This window comes from Mesorhizobium sp. CA10 (assembly GCF_020165285.1).
Taxonomy (GTDB): domain Bacteria; phylum Pseudomonadota; class Alphaproteobacteria; order Rhizobiales; family Rhizobiaceae; genus Mesorhizobium.
This window is the reverse complement of the sequence record NZ_JAIUHV010000006.1, coordinates 168,966-185,741: the sequence shown is the minus strand read 5'-3', so window position 1 is coordinate 185,741 and position 16,776 is coordinate 168,966. Positions and strand designations below refer to the sequence as shown.

16 protein-coding genes are annotated in these 16,776 nt (G+C 64.8%); 13 read left to right on the top strand and 3 right to left on the bottom strand.

The genetic code is table 11. The annotated features are described in order from the left end of the window. Positions 1 to 13: 13 nt before the first annotated feature. The 3 genes from LB535_RS15300 to LB535_RS15290 form a co-directional block, all read right to left on the bottom strand. Entirely contained in the window at positions 14 to 2,314 is a 2,301-nt protein-coding gene (locus LB535_RS15300; protein ID WP_224632799.1) for an FdhF/YdeP family oxidoreductase, read from the bottom strand. A 205-nt stretch (positions 2,315 to 2,519) separates the two neighbouring features. Further along, positions 2,520 to 2,807 carry a hypothetical protein gene (locus LB535_RS15295; protein ID WP_224632798.1) on the bottom strand — a complete coding sequence of 96 codons (288 nt, stop codon included), beginning with the start codon at positions 2,805 to 2,807 and terminating at the stop codon, positions 2,520 to 2,522. Positions 2,808 to 2,981: 174 nt separating this feature from the next. After that, positions 2,982 to 4,157 carry an acetyl-CoA C-acetyltransferase gene (locus tag LB535_RS15290; RefSeq protein ID WP_224632797.1) on the bottom strand — a complete coding sequence of 392 codons (1,176 nt, stop codon included), beginning with the start codon at positions 4,155 to 4,157 and terminating at the stop codon, positions 2,982 to 2,984. A gap of 134 nt (positions 4,158 to 4,291) precedes the next feature. Here LB535_RS15290 and LB535_RS28990 point away from each other — a divergent pair, with 134 nt between their 5' ends. The 13 genes from LB535_RS28990 (at position 4,292) to LB535_RS15230 (ending at position 16,759) form a co-directional block, all read left to right on the top strand. Beyond that, entirely contained in the window at positions 4,292 to 5,146 is an 855-nt protein-coding gene (locus LB535_RS28990) for an AMP-binding protein (protein WP_318012303.1), read from the top strand. Further along, positions 5,068 to 6,237: an AMP-binding protein gene (locus tag LB535_RS15285; protein ID WP_318012302.1), complete on the top strand. Its 1,170-nt coding sequence runs from the start codon at positions 5,068 to 5,070 to the stop codon at positions 6,235 to 6,237. Before LB535_RS28990 ends, LB535_RS15285 begins: the two co-directional genes overlap by 79 nt. Next, a complete protein-coding gene (locus LB535_RS15280) occupies positions 6,234 to 7,385 on the top strand; it encodes a thiolase family protein (protein ID WP_224632796.1) in 1,152 nt (383 codons plus the stop codon). The genes LB535_RS15285 and LB535_RS15280 overlap by 4 nt, the downstream gene beginning before the upstream one ends. Beyond that, entirely contained in the window at positions 7,385 to 7,825 is a 441-nt protein-coding gene (locus LB535_RS15275; protein WP_224632795.1) for a Zn-ribbon domain-containing OB-fold protein, read from the top strand. The genes LB535_RS15280 and LB535_RS15275 overlap by 1 nt, the downstream gene beginning before the upstream one ends. Further along, entirely contained in the window at positions 7,822 to 8,274 is a 453-nt protein-coding gene (locus tag LB535_RS15270; protein ID WP_224632794.1) for a MaoC family dehydratase, read from the top strand. The genes LB535_RS15275 and LB535_RS15270 overlap by 4 nt, the downstream gene beginning before the upstream one ends. Continuing rightward, positions 8,271 to 9,509, top strand: a complete 1,239-nt coding sequence (locus LB535_RS15265; protein ID WP_224632793.1) for an MFS transporter — start codon at positions 8,271 to 8,273, stop codon at positions 9,507 to 9,509. Before LB535_RS15270 ends, LB535_RS15265 begins: the two co-directional genes overlap by 4 nt. Before the next feature lie 52 nt (positions 9,510 to 9,561). Next, a complete protein-coding gene (locus LB535_RS15260) occupies positions 9,562 to 10,416 on the top strand; it encodes a GntR family transcriptional regulator (RefSeq protein ID WP_095765791.1) in 855 nt (284 codons plus the stop codon). A 201-nt stretch (positions 10,417 to 10,617) separates the two neighbouring features. Beyond that, the gene (locus tag LB535_RS15255) at positions 10,618 to 11,394 is read left to right on the top strand and encodes an SDR family NAD(P)-dependent oxidoreductase (protein WP_224632792.1); all 777 of its coding nucleotides are present in this window, start codon (positions 10,618 to 10,620) and stop codon (positions 11,392 to 11,394) included. Positions 11,395 to 11,421: 27 nt separating this feature from the next. Next, on the top strand, positions 11,422 to 12,081 hold the full coding sequence (locus tag LB535_RS15250) for an L-fuculose-phosphate aldolase (RefSeq protein WP_095765789.1): 660 nt from the start codon (positions 11,422 to 11,424) through the stop codon (positions 12,079 to 12,081). Positions 12,082 to 12,151: 70 nt separating this feature from the next. Then, complete coding sequence (locus tag LB535_RS15245; RefSeq protein ID WP_224607049.1) at positions 12,152 to 13,153, top strand: sugar ABC transporter substrate-binding protein; 1,002 nt, start codon at positions 12,152 to 12,154, stop codon at positions 13,151 to 13,153. A gap of 101 nt (positions 13,154 to 13,254) precedes the next feature. Continuing rightward, positions 13,255 to 14,748, top strand: coding sequence for a sugar ABC transporter ATP-binding protein (locus tag LB535_RS15240; RefSeq protein ID WP_224632791.1), 1,494 nt, complete (start codon positions 13,255 to 13,257; stop codon positions 14,746 to 14,748). Next, entirely contained in the window at positions 14,745 to 15,776 is a 1,032-nt protein-coding gene (locus tag LB535_RS15235; protein WP_095765786.1) for an ABC transporter permease, read from the top strand. The genes LB535_RS15240 and LB535_RS15235 overlap by 4 nt, the downstream gene beginning before the upstream one ends. Then, on the top strand, positions 15,773 to 16,759 hold the full coding sequence (locus LB535_RS15230; protein ID WP_224523636.1) for an ABC transporter permease: 987 nt from the start codon (positions 15,773 to 15,775) through the stop codon (positions 16,757 to 16,759). Before LB535_RS15235 ends, LB535_RS15230 begins: the two co-directional genes overlap by 4 nt. Positions 16,760 to 16,776 lie beyond the last annotated feature (17 nt).

The following is a 16,776-nucleotide window of genomic DNA, read 5'->3' as shown; positions in this document are numbered from 1 at the left end:
CCTGGACCTGACGCTATGCGACGATCCTCACCGGCACCGACTTCGCCGCCGGGACGTGCGCTTTATGAGCCCTGTGCCACAGCGGAATCAAAGGATTGAGTTCGGGATAATAGCCGGCGCAGTTGCCGCTTGGTATGGAGTAAGGCGTGACCCGCAGACCTCCCACCCGCCGCTCGACGCCATCATCGGCATGCGCCTCGAGAGCGACTTCCTGCCCGGCGCTGAGCCCCATCCGTCGGATGTCTTCCTCGTTCATCAGCAGGACCATTCGCGTTCCGATGATGCCGCGCAACCGATCGCGATAACCATACACGGTCGTGTTGAACTGGTCGTTCGACCGTACTGTGATCAGCGTCAGTACGTCCTCGCCCGACACATCGATGTCGGGGTCGGTTTCCAGCGTGGTGGGCAGCTTGAAATTCGCCTTTTTGTTCGGCGTCTGCCAGACGCGCTTCGACGCCTTGATGTCGCGATGGAATCCACCTGGCGTGAGGAAGCGTTTGTTGAAATCCTTGAAATGTGCCGGGAAGCAGCGCTCGATCTCGTCGCGGATGCGGGAATAGTCAGCGACCCAGTCGTCCCAGGGAATCGAACTCATGCCGGCGACGGTCGCTTTGGCGAGTTCCGCCACAATGCTCGGCTCGGACATGAGATGCTCGCTCGGTTTTGGCCGCGACCCGAAGGAACCGTGAATGCAGGCGGTCGAATCCTCCATCGAGACCCATTGCGGCCCGCTGGCCTGAATGTCCTTCTCCAGCCGAGACAGGCATGGCAGCAGATACGTGACTTTCCCGGCGATCAAATGGCTGCGGTTGAGCTTGGTCGCGATCTCGACGTGCAGGTCGAGGTTCCGCCAGGCCTTCTCGACCAGTCCGGTTTCCGGAACCGCCCGCACGAAATTACCGCCGAGTCCGACGAAACCGCGAACCCGCCCGTCGATCACGCCCTCGCACGTCTCGACGGTATCGAGCCCCTTATCCCGCGGCGGCTCGAAGCCGTAGAAGTCGCGAAATTTGTCGAGCGGAACAAGCTCCGGCTTTTCGGAAATGCCGACCGTTCGCTGTCCCTGCACGTTGGAATGTCCGCGCAACGGCGATATGCCGGCTCCGGGCTTGCCGATATTGCCGCGCATGAGCAGCAGGTTGCACAGCATCTGCACATTCTCGGTGCCGTGGCGATGCTGAGTGAGCCCCATGCCGTAATTGCCGATGACCGCATTGGCCGAACTGTATATTTCAGCGACATGTTCGAGATCAGCCCGCGAGATGCCGGAACGTCGAACGATGTCTTCCCAATCGGTCGCGCGCAGATAGGCTTCGAAGTCGGCAAAGCCGTATGTATGCTCCTCGATGAAAGCGGTATCGAGGACGCGTTTTCCGCCTCGCTCTCGGACTGCGTCATCGAGCGCCAGCACAGCCTTGGCGATACCAGTCATGGCCGCAATATCCCCGCCCGCCCGGATCTGGAAGAAATCGCTCGACATTTTCGTCCCTGGGCCTGGCGACAGCATCTCGACCGGGTTCTGCGGGTTCTTGAATCTCACCAAGCCCCGCTCCCGCAGAGGGTTGAAGGTGATCACCGGGACACCGCGCTGGCGAGCGTCCTCGATGGGGTGTAACAGGCGCGGCGCGGTGACGCCGGTATTGTGGCCGAAGAAGAACATCATGTCGGATTTGGCGAAGTCCTCCAATTGCACCGTGCCGACAGGAGAGCCGATCGATTCCGGTAGGCCGACCGACGTCGACTCGTGACACATGTTCGAGGAATCGGGCAGGTTCGAAGAGCCGTAGATGCGAGCGAAGAGCTGATACATGAACGAGGCCTCGAGCGAGGCGCGTCCGGACGTGTAGAAGACCACGGACTTCGGGTCGAGGCGCCTGAGTTGAGCGCCCATATCGCCGAACGCGTCCGGCCACGCCACAGGCTCGTATTTGTCGGTGGCGCGGTTGTAGCGCATCGGCTCCGTCAGGCGTCCCTGTTTCTCAAGATCGTGATCCGGCCAATCCAGGAGTTCGGTCACTCTATGGGTGGCAAAGAAGGACGGCTCGCAGCGCCTGCTGGTCTGCTCCCACATCGTTGCCTTGGCGCCGTTCTCGCAGAACTCGAAAGGCCGCGGCTCGGCCGGCTTCGCCCATGAGCAGGAGACGCACATGTAGCCGTCCGCCTTGTTCTGCTTCAGCAACGTGCTCCATATGTCGGACAGCAGCAGCCCCTGGTCCCGCGCGTTGCGGATCAAAGACTTGAGCGAGCCCCATCCGCCGGTCGGATGATTGTATTTCTTGATCTCGACGCGATCGGTGACAGCAGGTTCCATGTGAGTCGTCCAAAAAAGAGGAAAGCAAAGGGAAAACCGAAGTGGGCCTCAGTTGTTCCAGCTTGCCTCGCCAGTGACTCATCGTCGGCCGCCAGTGCTCAGGCTCGCTAACGGTAACGCACGGTCGTGTCGGATGGCTCAATTGTGTCCAAAGAGGCGCTGCCGGTCTCCACCGAGAATGCCGAAGGGCGATGCCGGACAGCCTTCAACCTAGCGGACGGTAGAGGTGGTGCCCGTCTATCATCGGCTTCACGCTGCCCAGGGCACCGGTGCTGGTGAGGGTGGTCAGCGTCTGGTCGAAGCCGTTGAGGTCCAGCGTGCCGGCATTGACCTGGAAGGCCTTCGAGCCGACGACGGTCGTGGCCGATTCCGCGCGCAAGGTTCCTCTGTCGACGATTGTCTGGTCGGTATAGGTATTCGCGCCCGAAACGACCAGGTTCCGGCTCCGGCACTGCGCAGCTTGCCGGCACCCGAGATCACGCCCGAAACCCAAATTGTGGCAAGCGCTGCGGCGGCGTTCGGGTTGATGATGAGCGCCGCGGCATTGGCGATGCGAAAGACTCTATGAGCCGGCGCCACGATGAGCTGGATGACTGCAGGCGCATGCGATGGGACGATGCTTGTCCGAAATCGGTCCCTCAGGCAATTACTGCTAAGAGTGTCAGGCTCACCGCTCGAGGCAGATTGCCACTCCTTGTCCGCCGCCGATGCAGAGCGAGGCGAGGCCCTTCCGCGCGTCGCGGCGGATCATTTCGTGGAGCAGCGTCACGACGATGCGGCAGCCGGAGCCGGCCAGCGGATGGCCAAGCGCGATGGCGCCGCCGCTCATATTGATGATGTCCTCGTTCCAGCCCATCTCGCGGTTGACCGCGATGGCTTGCGCGGCGAACGCTTCGTTGACCTCCATCACGTCGAGATCGGACGCGTGCCATCCGGCCTTGTCGAGCGCGCGGCGCGAGGCCGCCACCGGTCCGAGGCCCATGTCCATAGGCTCGACCCCGGCTGAAGCGTAGGAGGCGATGCGGGCTAGGGGCGTCAGGCCGAGTTTCTTCATCCGCGCCTCCGACATCACCAGCACCGCCGCCGCCCCGTCGTTGAGGCCTGACGAGTTGCCGGCCGTGATCGTGCCAGCCGCATCGAAGACCGGCCTCAGCCGGCCGAGGACTTCCATGGTGGTGGAGGGATTGGGATGTTCGTCACGGTCGATGACGAGATCGCCCTGCCTTGTCCTTATCGAGATCGGGACGATCTCTTCGTCGAACCGGCCAGTCTGGATGGCGGCGTCCGCCTTCTCCTGTGAGCGCAGCGCGAACCTGTCCTGTTCCTCGCGGGTGATCTGGTAACGCTGCGCCAGCGCCTCGGCCGTTACGCCCATATGCACCTGATGGAAGGCATCCCACAGCCCGTCGGTAATCATCGAATCCTTGAGGGTACGGTCGCCCATGCGGATGCCGCCACGGACGCCGGAGATGAAATGCGGCGCCGAGGTCATCGAGTCCTGTCCGCCGGCGATCACGCAGTCGGCGTCGCCGCAGCGAATGGCCTGGGCGGCGAGATGGATCGACTTCTGGCCGGCGCCGCACACTTTGTTGACGGTCATGGCGGGCACGCTAACCGGCAGCCCGGCCTTGAGCGCGGCCTGCCGCGCCGGGTTTTGCCCGGCGCCGCCGGTCAGCACCTGGCCCATGATCACCTCGCTGACGGCATCGGGCGCAAGTCGCGTTTCCGCCAGCATTGTCTCGATAAGCTGCCCGCCTAGCTCTGCCGCGGACAAGCCGGCGAACGCGCCGTTCAGCTTGCCGATGGGCGTCCGCTTCGCGGCAACAATATAGACCGCATCCATTTCTGATCCTCCGCCCCGGGCGATCCATAGAGGCGGATCGCAGCTTGACATTCTGGTTATAACCAATAATCATGAAATGTATCGGCAGGCAAGGTCGCGGCATCGAGCCCGGCCTGCGTTGCGGGAGGAAATCCATGTCATCCGTGCTTTGGACGCCGGCGCCGGCCGCGTTCCAATCATCCAACCTTGCGCGCTTTTCGACCGCCAACGGCTTCGATCCGCGCGACTACGAGACGCTGCATCGCTGGTCGATCGGCGAGCCCGGCGCGTTCTGGCGGGCGGTGTGGGATTACGCCGAGGTCGTCGGTGATCCGGGTGCGATCTCCTTCCTGCGCGACGACAATGCGCCAATGACCGGGAGCCGCTTCCTGCCGGAAGCAACGCTCAATCTCGCGGAAAACCTGTTGCGTGGCGACGAGGAGAGGCTTGCTCTCATCGAGGCCGACGAGAGCGGTCACTTCCGCACCGTCACGCTCGGCGAATTGCGCCGGCTCGTCGCTAGAACGGCCGACGGCCTGCGCGCGGCCGGTATCGGCAAGGGCGATTGCGTCGGTGGCATCCTGCCCAATCGCGTCGTGGGCCTCGTAGCGCTTCTGGCGACGCTCTCCATCGGCGCCATCTGGTCGTCCTGCTCGCCGGATTTCGGCGCCGCCGCGATCGTCGACCGCCTCGGCCAGATCGGCGTCAAGGTGCTGTTCGCCGCGCCGCGCTACCGCTATGCGGGCAAGGAGCACGACATTTCCGGCAGGCTGGCCGAGATCGTTGCCGCGATGCCGACGGTGACGACTCTGGTGCTGACCGGCGAGCCGGGCTTCGGCCAAACTGCGCGGCGGATTGCATTTCGTTCGACGATTTCGGCGGCGACGCTCCGCTCAGCTTCGAGCGCGCACCCTTCGACCATCCGGCCTATGTGCTCTACACCTCCGGCACGACAGGCGCGCCGAAGGCGATCGTCCATCGCGCCGGCGGCGTGCTGCTCCAGCATCTGAAGGAGCACCTGCTGCACGGCGATGTTCGCCCCGGCGACGTCATGAGCTGGTACACGAACACCGCCTGGATGATGTATCACTGGCTGATCTCCGGCCTCGCCTGCGGTGCGACAGTGGTTCTCTATGACGGCGCGCCGATCCTGAAATCGGCCGATGGCCTCGACCCCAGTCCGCTATGGACGATGGCCGAGCGTGCCCGCGTCACGCATTTCGGCACCAGCCCGAAATATCTGGCGACGCTTGCCGCCGAAAATTACGCGCCGGGGCGCCTGCACGACCTTTCGCCGCTGCGCTCGCTGCTGTCGGCCGGCGCGCCGGTTTCTCCAGCGCAGTTCGACTGGGTCTACGAGCATGTGAAGCGCGACATGATCTTCGCCTCCATTTCCGGCGGCACCGAGATCGTCGGCTGCTTCCTGCTGGGATCGCCGATCCATCCTGTGCGGCGCGGCGAGCTGACCGTGAAGGGGCTTGGTCTGGCGGTCGCGGTGATGGACGAGCGCAATGCGCCGGTGGTCGGCCGCCAGGGCGATCTCGTCTGCACCGAGCCGTTCCCGTCCATGCCGCTGACCTTCTGGGGCAAGGACGGCGATGCGCGCTATCGCGCCACCTATTTCGCCGCGCGCCACGAGATCTGGACGCATGGCGATGTCGCCGAGATGACGGCTTACGGCTCAGCCGTCATCCATGGCCGCTCCGACACGACGCTGAAGCCCGGCGGCGTGCGTATCGGCACGGCGGAGATCTACGCGGCCTGCGAGAATTTCGCCGAGATCGACGATTGCCTGGTCTTTGGGGCGCCCGTCGAGGGCGACGAGGAAATCGTGCTCTGCGTCAAGCTCAACGATGGCTATACGCTGACCTCCGAGCTTGCCGCGCAAATCCGCGGCGCGATTCGCGAAGGGGCCTCGCCGCGCCATGTGCCGCATCGCATCCATGCCGTGCAGGCCGTGCCCTATACGCTGAACGGAAAACGCGTCGAGGGCGCCGCCCGCACTACGCTCGAGGGCAAGCCGGTCAAGAACATGGCTTCGCTCGCCAATCCGGCATGCCTAGAGGAATACCGCACGCTCGACCGGAGCAAGGCGGCATGAGCCGGCCGAAGGGAGCGATCGTCGGCATCGGCGAGTTGAAGCCGCAGCGCCTGACCGGCGGCGTGAGGACGCTGGAGATGATCGCCGAGGTCTCGCGCCTGGCGGTGCTCGACGCCGGGCTCGATCCGGCGGCAATTGACGGGCTGCTGGTCGGTCCCCAGGTCGGCGAGACGCCGCAGCATGTGCCGGCGACGATTGCCGAATATCTGGGTCTCGCGCCGACCATGGCCAATGTCGTGGACCTCGGCGGCGCATCCGGCGCCGGCATGGTCTGGCGCGCGGCCGCCGCGATCGAGGCAGGCATGTGCGAGACGGTGCTGTGCGTGCTCGCCAACAACCGCGAGGAGACGCCGCCTCGTTCTCCCAACCGCAATCCGATCCGCGAGTTCGACGTGCCTTTCGGCGCCTCGGGCGCCAACATCTCCTATGCGCTGCTGATGCAGGCGCATATGGCCGCATACGGCTCGACCGCGCGGGACTTCGCCCTGATCGCCGCGGCCGCGCGCGCCAATGCGCAGCTCAATCCCGACGCCATCTTCTTCGGCAAGCCGGCCGATGTGGAGGCGGTGCTGGCCTCGCCGATAATCGCTTCGCCGCTGCACCTCCTCGAAATCGTCATGCCGGTCGCCGGCGGCGAAGGGGTCGTCGTCACCTCGGTCGAACGCGCGCGGTCGTTGCGAAAGCCGCCCGTGCATCTGCTCGGCGCCGGCGAGAAAGTCACGCACCGCGCGGTCAGCCAGGCGCCGAGTCTTACCTCCGGTCCGTTGAAGAGCGCCATGGCGCGGGCCTTCCAACAGTCCGGCACGCGGGCCGATGAGATGGACCTTCTGTCGCTCTATGATTGCTATACGATCATGGTCGCCACCACGATCGAGGATGCCGGCCTCTGCGCGCCGGGCCAGTTCGGCGCGTGGCTCAACGACCACGACCTTTCCCACAAGGGCGACAAGCCGCTCAACACGCATGGCGGCCAGCTCGGCTTCGGCCAGCTGGACCTTGCCGGCGGTATGACTCATGTCGTCGAGGCGGTACGCCAGCTGCGCGGCGAGGCGGGCGAACGCCAGATCGGCAAGGCCGGGCTCGCGCTGGTCACCGGCAATGGCGCGACGATGAGCGAAGCGACAGCGCTCGTGCTGGGAGCCGCCTGATGTCCGTCGATCTCAATACGCTGAAAACCCCTGGCCCGACGATCACCGCGCTGACCAAGCCGTTCTGGGATGCCGCCGCCGAAGGCCGGCTGACCATCCAGCACTGCGAGGACTGCGGCAAGGCTATCTTCTATCCGCGCCCGATCTGCCCGCATTGCTGGAGCAAGCGCCTGGTCGGGAAAGACGCATCGGGCAGAGGGCGGCTCAAGTCTTTTTCGGAGGTGCACAAGCCCGGCCATGCCGGCTGGCTGCCTGTGGCACCTTATGTGGTCGGCCTTATCGAATTGGTCGAAGGCCCGACGATGCTGAGTTTCATCCTGGCCGGCACACGGCCGCTACAGATCGGGGACATGCTTCGGCTTGCGCCGACAGCCATCGGCGGTCGCGTCCTGCCGGCCTTCAAACCAGTCGAACCCGGAGCAGAGGAGAAGCCGCAATGAGCACCGAGACGAAAGACGGTTGGGTGGATGTCGTGAAGGGTCGCCCGCAGGTCGGGGCCTTCGCCGAGCGCACGCGCCGCACAAGGATGAGCGACATCGAGGCCTTCACCGACATCACCGGCGATCGTAACCCGCTGCATTACGACCGAACGCTGGCCGAGAAGTCGGTGTTCGGCAAGCTGATTGTCCAGGGCGGCGTCACCTCCGGCATCCTAAACGCGCTGGTCGCGGAGGATCTGCCTGGCCCCGGAACCGTGTTCCTCGAAGTGGCCTGGAAGTTCGTCAAGGCGGTCGGCGTTGACGAGGAGATCACCGGACGCGTGGAGGTCAAGGAAGTGCGGTCCGATAAGCCTATCTGCAAGATCGAGACCAGCGTGCGCAACGGCCAGGGCGAGCTTTGCCTCACCGGCACAGCCACGGTCTTCACCGTACCGCTGCAAGGCGCATGAGCACGGCCGGCGGGCTTGGCACGGCGGCCGACAGCGAGCGCTGGCGCGTGCTGTCGCTGCTTTGCCTCGCAGTCGTCCTATCGCTGACCACCTGGTTCTCGGCGACCGCGATCCTTCCTGAACTGAGGCAGGAGCTGGCGTTGGGCGCGGGCGCCGAGGCCTGGCTGACCAATGGCGTCCAGGTTGGCTTCGTTCTAGGCGCGCTGGCGGCGAGTCTGGTCAATCTTCCCGACCTCGTACGGCTGAGTCACCTGATGGCGGCGGCGGCGCTCGTCGCCGCTTTGGCCAACGCGACGCTGCTCTTCCATCCCGGGCCTGGCGGCATGATCGCCGCGCGCGTCGCCACCGGTGTTGCGCTCGCAGGCGTCTATCCGCCGGCGCTGAAGCTGGTCGCCACCTGGTTCGCGCGCGACAGGGGACTGGCGCTCGGCGCCGTCATCGGCGCGCTGACTGTCGGCTCGGCGCTGCCGCATCTTTTCCGCGCTGTCTCGACCGCGCTCGACTGGCGTCCGGTGGTTGCCGGGGCAAGCTTGGCCACTGCGGCGGGCGCGCTGCTCTTCCTGCTGTTCGCGAAGGAAGGACCCCATCCCTTCGGCAAGGCTATCTTTGAGCCCTCGCGCATCGGCCAGGTCTTTCGCGAAAAGCCGCTGCTGTTAGTCAATCTCGGCTATCTCGGCCATATGTGGGAGCTGTACGCCATGTGGGCGTGGCTGCTCGCCTACACGCGCGCCGCCTTCGAAGCACAGGCGATCGGAACGGCGGCCGCTGCCTCGCTCTCGACCTTCCTCGTCGTCGCCTCCGGCATTCTGGGGTGTTTGCTCGGAGGCTATCTGTCGGACCGCGTCGGCCGCACCGCCACCACCGCCGGCATGATGATCGTCTCGGGAAGCTGCGCGCTGCTGATGGGTTTTCTGTTCACCGGCCCGCTCTGGCTGTTCATGCTGGTGGCCCTCGTCTGGGGCGTCTCGGTCATCGGCGATTCGGCGCAGTTCTCCACCGCCGTCACCGAGCTCGCCGACCGCCGCTTCGTCGGAACCGCTCTGTCGGTGCAAATGGGCGCGGGCTTCGCGCTGACGGTGCTCGCCATCTGGCTGACGCCGCGCTTCGCCGAATTCATCGGGGGTTGGCGCTGGGCCTTCCTGCTCCTGGTTCCCGCACCGCTTCTGGGGGCGGCCGCCATGCTATGGTTGCGAAACTTGCCGGAGAGCGTGAAAATGGCCGGCGGCCTCCGCTAGCGAGGCGCTGCCGCTTATCTGAGTCGCGGCAAATGAATTGCGGCAGGATCGGATGGAACAAGCTACCAGAACGCGCGGGCGTCCTCGTTACGATCAGGAAGACGCCGAGGCGGCCGAGGCCTTCCGCTCGATCGGCTCGAAAGTGCAGCTCAACCGCGACGAGGCCGCACCGCTCTGGGTGCAGTTGCGCAACCAGGTCGAGGAAGCGATCAACACCGGCCTGCTTGCCGCCAATTCACGCATTCCCTCGGAACAGGCGCTTTGCGATTTCTTCGGCGTCTCGCGCCCTGTGGTGCGCGCCGCGATTGGCTCGCTGTCCAACGAAGGCCGCATCATCAAGATGCCGCGCAAGGGCATGTTCGTCGCGGCACCCCGCGAGCATGTCGACTTCATGACCGCCAATCTCGGTGTCTTCGACGATTTGACCGCCAAGGGCCACAAGGTCTCGACCCGCACGCTGGAGATCTACCGCTGCCCGCCGAGCGACAAGGAGTCGAAGGTCTTCGGCATTCCCGCCAATGGCAGCGTGGTCCGCATCAGCCGCGTCTATATGACCGACGGCACGCCGATCACCATGACGCGCATCAGCCTGCCGGGGCACCGGGTGCCGGGTCTGGAGAACATCCTGTCGGAAAACCAGTCCATCTTCGGCACTATCCGCGCCGTGTTCGGCCTGACGGTGAAGCGCGCCGACCGCTGGCTGCGCGCCGCGCTCCCCACCAAGGAAGAGGCCGACGAAATGGGCGTCGCCGCCAACACGCCGCTGATCGAGATCGAGTCAATCGCCTATGACGCGGACGGTGCCGCGCTCGAATATTACGAGGCCTTTTATAATTCCTCCGTCGCCCGCATCCATATGGCGGTCGAGCAGCCGTCAGCGACGGTGAACGGCGTCGATCGCACCTGACTTGCCAGTTACCAAAAAAGAATCTGTTTTCTGGTTATAACCAGATTGACGGGTGGAAAAAGCTTCTGTAACGTCCCTGTCATGGGGTCGGGAGGAGCCTGACCCCGGAGGCATTATCAGGATCGGCTGGCTTGCGGCGCTGCTTCGGCGGCGAGGGCAGTGTTTTGCCCGCGCTCAAGTTCGTCCTGATGGAGGACGTGCATGGATTACCGGTCGCAATTCGACCTAACGAGCGAGGTCGCCGTCGTCACCGGCGGCGCCAGCGGGATCGGTCTCGAGGCCGCCAGGGCGCTGGGGACTTGCGGCGCGCGTATCGTGCTTCTCGACATGAATGCGGACGGGCTGAAAGCTGCTGTCGAGGCGCTCAAGGCGGCTGGCGTCGCGAGCGTCGATGGCCGCGTGCTCGACGTCACGGATCCGCAAGCCGTGGAGGCGATGGCCGCTCAGATCGTCGCGGACTTCGGCAAGGTCGATGTCCTGGTCAACAGCGCCGGCATCGCGCGCCTCAACACCGCGCTCGACACGCCGGACGAGGAATGGCGCCTGGTGATGGATGTCAACATCAACGGCGTCTACTGGGCCTCGCGCGCCTTCGGCCGCTCGATGGTCGCCCGCAAGAAGGGCTCGATCGTCAATCTGGGCTCGATGTCGGGCCTGATCATCAACCGTCCGCAGACGGCGCCGTCCTACATGGGGAGCAAGGGCGCCGTGCATATGATGACCAAGGCGCTCGCGGTCGAATGGGCAAAGTCAGGCGTGCGCGTCAACGCGCTGGCGCCGGGCTATGTCGGCACCGAGATGACGCTGAAGATGCGCGAGCGTCCCGAACTCTTCAACACCTGGATCGACATGACGCCGATGGGCCGGCTGGGCACGCCGCAGGAGATCGCCTCGGCGATCTTGTTCCTGGCGTCGCCGGCGTCGAGCTACGTCACGGGCGCGATCCTGTCGATCGATGGCGGCTACACGGCCTGGTAATTGGCCTCGCAAGGATTGGAATACCGTATGACCCTTTCGGACCTCGAGGCGCGCCGGGCCATCATCGATGCCTGCATCGAGATGAACGCGCTGGGCATCAACCAGGGCACGTCAGGCAACATCAGCCGGCGCCATGGCGAGGGCATGCTGATCTCGCCGACCAGCACGCCCTATGACACGCTGCAGCCGGAAGACATCGTCTTCATGGGCTGGGACGGCGAGGTCGACGGACGCCTGCCGCCGTCCAGCGAATGGCGCTTCCATCTCGACATCATGAAGGCCAGGCCCGAGGTCAACGCCGTCGTTCACGCGCATCCGACCTACTGCACGACCATCGCCATCATGGGCCGGAAGATACCGGCGATCCATTACATGGTCGCGGTTGCCGGCGGCAGCGACATACGCTGCGCGCCCTACGCCACCTTCGGCACGGCGGAGCTTTCAGCGCATGCGGTGGAGGCGCTGCGCGACCGCAAGGCCTGCCTGCTTGCCCAGCACGGCATGATCGCCGTCGGATCGAGCCTCGCCCAGGCGATGTGGCTGGCGGTCGAGGTCGAGACGCTGGCGCGCCAGTATCACGGCGCCCTGCAGATCGGCGAGCCGCCGATCCTGTCCGACGAGGAGATCGAAAACGTCATCAAGCGCATGGCGAGCTACGGCCTGCGCGACAATGACGCCGCTGCTTGAGGGGCAGCAATTTCACAGTTTCGCATATCCTCCGGGAAGGCCCGGAGCGATCAACAAGGGAGGAATGAAAATGACCAGATCCATGAAAGGCCTCGTCAAGGCGCTCGCTTTTGGGTTAGCGGCGGCTTGCAGCGTTGCCGCCGTCTCCAGCGCGAGTGCCGAGGAGCTGTCGCTCAAGGGCAAGCGCATCGGTGTCTCCGCCATCGGCACGGACCACTATTGGGACCTGATGGCGTTCCGCGGCATCCAGGACCGCGTCAAGGAACTCGGCGGTGAAGTCATCGCGCTCGATGCCGGCCGCAAGGACCAGCAGCAGATCGCGCAGCTGCAGACGCTGATCGCCCAGAAGCCCGACGCCATCATCGAGCAGCTCGGCAACCTCGAAGTGCTGAACCCCTGGCTGCAGAAGATCCGCGACGCCGGCATTCCGCTGTTCACGGTCGACACCGCGACGCCGCACGCCATCAACAACACCACGTCGAACAACTACAATATCGGCGCCGAGATCGCGCTGCAGATGGTCGCCGACATGGGCGGCAAGGGCAATGTGCTGGTCTTCAACGGCTTCTACAGCGTGCCAGTCTGCAAGATCCGCTACGACCAGCTGAAATACGTGCTGACCTCGTTCCCGGATGTGAAGATCATCGAGCCGGAACTGCGCGACGTCATCCCGAACACGGTGCAGAGCGCCTATTCCAATGTCACCGACATGCTGACCAAGTCGCCCGAGAAGGGGTCGATCGGCGCGGTTTGGGCGTGCTGGGACGTGCCGCAGATCGGCGCCACGCAGGCGGTCGAAGCCGCCGGCCGCAACGAGGTCAAGACCTACGGAATCGACGGCAGCCCGGAAGTCATCAAGATGGTGATGGACCCGAAGTCGTCGGCCGGCGCGGTCGCGGCTCAGCAGCCCTATGAGATCGGCAAGACCTCGGTCGACAACGCCGCCAAATATCTGGCCGGCCAAAAGGTGCCGCCGTTCACTTTCGTGCCTTCGGTGCTGATCAACAAGGAAAACGCCGCCGAAAAAGGAAAGCCGTTCCTCGACGCCGCCGAGAAGGCTGGCGTTCAATAGGACGGAACGGAACGACGGGCAGCCGCGCCTATGCGGCCGCCCGTCACAGCCAACCAGGATTGACGGCCATGCAGACAGCAACAAGAGAAATTGCTGTATCGATGACGGGCATATCGAAACGGTTCGGTCCGGTGCGCGCGCTGGAAAACGCGAACCTCGAGATCGCGCGCGGCTCGATCCTCGGCCTTGTCGGCCAGAACGGCGCCGGCAAGTCGACCATTATCAAGGTGCTGGCCGGCATCATCAAGCCGGACAGCGGCACGATCGTCATCAATGGCGAGGTCATTACCTCGCTGACACCAGCGTCGGTCGAAAAGCTCGGCGTGCACTTCATCCACCAGGACAGGCTTCTGGTGCCGACCGCGACCGTCGGCGAAGCCGTCTTCCTCGGCCACGAAATCGGCCTCGGTCCATTCGTCAGCCGCCGTGCCATGGAGCGCCGCGCCGCTGATCTGTTGAAGCGCTTCTTCGGCATGGAACTGCCGGCCGGAACCCTCGTCAAGGACCTCACCACGGCGCAGCAGAAGGTGGTGCAGATCACCCGGGCGCTGGCGCAGAAGGCGTCGGTGCTGGTGCTGGACGAGCCGACGGCGGCGCTCGTAAAGCGCGAGGTCGACACCCTGTTCGACGTGCTGCGCCGGCTGCGCGACGACGGCATCGCCGTGGTCTTCATTTCCCACTACATGCAGGAGATCGAAAAACTCTGCGACCGCGTCACCGTGATGCGCAACGGCACCGATGTCGGCACAGTCGATCCGCGCCAGACGCCGATCGACGAGATCATCGCGATGATGATTGCCCGTGATGTCGGCGAGATGTTCCCGAAGCGCTCGGTCACTTTAGGCGCGCCGGTGCTGGACGTTTCCAACCTCCGCCTAGGCGGCAGTTTCGAGAACATCGGCTTCAATGTGCGCGCCGGCGAGATCGTCGGCCTCACCGGGCTGCTCGGCTCCGGCGCCAAGGAGATCGTCCAGTGCCTGTTCGGCCTCAAGACTGCCGATGGCGGCCAAGTCAAGATCGAGGGCAGGGAGCTGTCGCTGTCCACGCCGGTCAAGGCCGTGCGCGATGGCATCGCCATGCTGCCGGAAGATCGCCGTGCGCATGGCGTGGCGCTTGGTCTGTCCGTGCGCGAGAACATCTCCTTGGCCAGCCTGCGCCGCTATTCGCGCAGCGGCATGGTCAGCCGTGGCGCTGAGAACCAGGCGGTGGACGGCCTGATCAAGGAACTGTCGATCAAGACACCGCATCGCGACGCGCTGGTGCGCGAGCTCTCCGGCGGCAACCAGCAGAAGGTGGCGATCGCCAAATGGCTGAGCTGCCAGTCGCGCGTCTATGTGCTGGATGAGCCGACGGTCGCCGTCGATGTCGGCGCCAAAGTCGAGATCTACAACCTGCTGAACCGGCTGGCGGGCGAGGGCGCGGCGATCCTGCTTTTGTCCTCCGACCTGCTCGAGCTGGTCGGCGTCTGCGACCGTGTCCTGGTCGTCTATCGCGGCCGGCTTGCCAGCAGCTTCTCCGGTCCCGCGATGAACAGCGACGCGCTGCTGGCGGCTTCGTCCGGCGCGCGCTCGAACACCGATGGGGTGGCCGCATGAGCGCGACTGTTCTCCACACCGAAGTCGGCGTTTCCGACGAGAAGCAGACCGCCGCAAAGAGCGCCGGCCGGCGCTTTGGCGCGCTCGTCGTGCGGCTCGGCGCGATCGCCGCCTTCGCCGCGATCATGGCCTATTTCGTCATCTTCGCGCCGGGCTTCACCTCGACCTTCAACCTGATCAACGTCGTCGAGCAGTCGGCGATTCTGGGTGTGCTCGCCTATGGCATGACGGCCGTCATCATCGGCGGCGGTTCCGATGTCACTGAAGGCGGCATAGATCTGTCGATCGCCGCCAATATGGGGCTCTGCGCCGCCGTCTACGCGACGCTCTTGTCGATGGGCTATGGCGATTTCCTTTCCGTGCTCGCGGCCATCGCCGTCGGCATGGCGGTCGGCGCGTTGAACGCCCTTGCCGTGGTCGGCCTCGGCATCCTGCCGTTGCTCGCAACGCTTGCCGTGCTCAACGTCGCAGCCGGCATGGAACTCACGCTCACCCAGAACACGGTGGTCGGCGCATCCTCCCCGCTGCTCGGTGTGCTGGTTTCGGGCAGCTTCCTCGGCGTCTCCGCGCTTGCCTGGGCGCTGATCGTCTTCTCCGCGATCATGATCGTGCTCGTTCACGGTACTTCTTTCGGTCTCAGGCTCTACGCTGTCGGCGGCCATCCCGAGGCGGCGCGCGCGGCCGGCATCAGCGTGCCCTTCTATGTCTCCTTCACCTATGTTCTAAGCGGCCTCTGCGCGGCGGTGGCGGCGATCCTCACCGTCTCGCGCCTGTCGGCCAGCACGCCCGGTTCCGGTGAGCTGCTTCTGTCGGTGCTGGCGGCGGCCTTGCTTGGCACCGTCTTTTCGCGCCGCTTCGTGCCGACCATGGGCGGCACGCTGCTCAGTGTGCTGTTCATCGGCCTGCTCGCGAACGGTTTCCAGCTGCTCAACGTCTCCAGCTACTGGGTCAACGGCGTGCAGGGCGCGCTGATCCTGCTGGTGGTGGCCATCACATCCTTTGCCCGCGGTTCGGAGGGTTCGCGATGAGCGTCTCAGCCAACGACAATTCAGCCAAGGTGAGTGTGCGCGGCTTCCTCGCCAAATACAGCGTGCTCATCGCCTTCGCGGTTATCGTCATATTATTCGCCGTGGCGAGCCCGACCTTCCTGACGCCGGCCAACCTCTTCAACGTGCTGGTCAACAACGTCGTCATGCTGGCGATCGTCGCGCTGGGTCTCACCATCGTCATCTCGTCGGGTGGGATCGATCTGTCGGTCGGCGTCTCGGTCGACATGGCAAGCATGATCTTCGTCATGCTTCTGGCCGCCGGTTACAGCGGCGTGGTCGGCGTAGCAGGCGGGCTCGGCGCCGCGCTGATCGTCGGCGTGCTGAATGCGATCCTCATCACCAGGCTCAACATCAGCCCGTTCCTGGCGACGCTCGGCGTGCTCTTCATCGGCCAGAGCACGCAGCAGCTCGCCACCAGCGGCGGCCAGCCGATCTATCTCACAAGTGGTTATGCAGCAGACCAGTTCAACGCCATCGCCCGCACCGCTTTGTTCGGGATACCGACCCCGGTCCTCGTTCTGATCGTCCTCGTCATCGCGGTCCATGTCCTGCTGCATCGCTCAGTCTTCGGCCGTTACGTGCAGGCGATGGGCGCGCAGCCGGGCGTGGCCTGGTATTCCGGCATCCGCGTGCCGCGCGAATTGTCGATGGTGCATGTGCTGTGCGCGCTGCTCGCCGGTGTCACCGGCATCCTTCTGTCGTCGACGGTGAAGTCGTACGTGCCGCTCTCCGGCAACGCGTTCCTGCTCGATGCGATCGGCGCCACCTTCATCGGTACGACGCTGAGCCGCGAGCGCAAGCCCTCGGTCATCGGCACGCTGCTCGGCGTGCTGCTGCTCGCCATCGTCAAGAACGGGCTGCTGCTCGTCGGCTGGAATTTCTACTGGCAGCAGGTCGGCATCGGCGTGCTCGTCTTCCTGGTGCTGGCCGCGAGCTTCGGCCTGCGCCGCGCCGCCCATTGAATTCGAAAGGTTAGGTC

Excerpts from the sequence above, each read along its gene's own strand:
- LB535_RS15275 (WP_224632795.1), top strand. The coding sequence starts at position 7,385 with ATGTCCGTCGATCTCAATACGCTGAAAACCCCTGGCCCGACGATCACC.
- LB535_RS15250 (WP_095765789.1), top strand. The coding sequence starts at position 11,422 with ATGACCCTTTCGGACCTCGAGGCGCGCCGGGCCATCATCGATGCCTGC.
- LB535_RS15255 (WP_224632792.1), top strand. The coding sequence starts at position 10,618 with ATGGATTACCGGTCGCAATTCGACCTAACGAGCGAGGTCGCCGTCGTC.
- LB535_RS15230 (WP_224523636.1), top strand. The coding sequence starts at position 15,773 with ATGAGCGTCTCAGCCAACGACAATTCAGCCAAGGTGAGTGTGCGCGGC.
- LB535_RS15290 (WP_224632797.1), bottom strand. The coding sequence starts at position 4,157 with ATGGATGCGGTCTATATTGTTGCCGCGAAGCGGACGCCCATCGGCAAG.
- LB535_RS15245 (WP_224607049.1), top strand. The coding sequence starts at position 12,152 with ATGACCAGATCCATGAAAGGCCTCGTCAAGGCGCTCGCTTTTGGGTTA.
- LB535_RS15240 (WP_224632791.1), top strand. The coding sequence starts at position 13,255 with ATGACGGGCATATCGAAACGGTTCGGTCCGGTGCGCGCGCTGGAAAAC.
- LB535_RS15270 (WP_224632794.1), top strand. The coding sequence starts at position 7,822 with ATGAGCACCGAGACGAAAGACGGTTGGGTGGATGTCGTGAAGGGTCGC.
- LB535_RS15280 (WP_224632796.1), top strand. The coding sequence starts at position 6,234 with ATGAGCCGGCCGAAGGGAGCGATCGTCGGCATCGGCGAGTTGAAGCCG.
- LB535_RS15300 (WP_224632799.1), bottom strand. The coding sequence starts at position 2,314 with ATGGAACCTGCTGTCACCGATCGCGTCGAGATCAAGAAATACAATCAT.
- LB535_RS15265 (WP_224632793.1), top strand. The coding sequence starts at position 8,271 with ATGAGCACGGCCGGCGGGCTTGGCACGGCGGCCGACAGCGAGCGCTGG.
- LB535_RS15235 (WP_095765786.1), top strand. The coding sequence starts at position 14,745 with ATGAGCGCGACTGTTCTCCACACCGAAGTCGGCGTTTCCGACGAGAAG.
- LB535_RS15260 (WP_095765791.1), top strand. The coding sequence starts at position 9,562 with ATGGAACAAGCTACCAGAACGCGCGGGCGTCCTCGTTACGATCAGGAA.
- LB535_RS28990 (WP_318012303.1), top strand. The coding sequence starts at position 4,292 with ATGTCATCCGTGCTTTGGACGCCGGCGCCGGCCGCGTTCCAATCATCC.